At 34.9% G+C, this 763-nt stretch carries 1 pseudogene; it reads right to left on the reverse strand.

The features are described 5' to 3' along the window. Positions 1-632: pseudogene (locus AC2D8I_RS16290) on the reverse strand (type VI secretion system Vgr family protein); the annotation flags it as partial. Positions 633-763 lie beyond the last annotated feature (131 nt).

Genomic DNA, 763 nt, shown 5'->3' on the forward strand with positions numbered 1-763 from the left:
GCATTATAAGAAAAGCGAGAGGCCTTATTTGCAATGGCTTCTATAGCAATATTAATGGTGTCCATATCTGCGCCATATTCTATAGTAATAGGTGCTTTTAAAGTTGGTTTACCAAAAATAAGTTGTACTCCATCATAATACAGCCATTCGTTATATTGTTTGGCCATACGTTGAATGAATTGGAAATGACTTTCTTGGTATTGTGCTTGGTATTCTATAAGAGAAGTGAAAACAGGGTTGATTTGCGCCGTAAGGCCTCCTGCATTTACAGTGTCATTTATAATGGTATTTAAGTTTTTACCTAACCAAGACTGCATATGGTTTCCATTCTCTAGGACTATAGTTTTAGAATAGCCACTAACTACTAATTTCCCATCAAAGCCATGGTCGTGTTGAAGCTTAACATTGGTAATAACACCAAGAAATTCGGTGTCGTTAAAATTAATCACAACAGATTTACCAAGCCATTCTGTAGAGTTGTCTAGTGTGTAAGCCCCTGTGGCTTCTATACTGTCGTAATCAACAGTAATAGCAAAGGAGTGGTGCTCATTTATAGATTGGTTAAGGGTGACTTTTTCAAAGTTAAAGAGAAATTCTCCGTTTATACTAAGGGTTGTTTTGGGTTCTATCATGAATTTTTTTTGAGGCTATTGTATCAAAAAAAAAAGACTTTATGCTATGCTTCTTTATTCAGTTGTATTAGGATAGAGAGCCCTTGTGTTTTATGATACAAATAATATTTTGAGGAACGTTTGCTTTGTTT

This window comes from Lacinutrix sp. YIN62 (assembly GCF_057219185.1).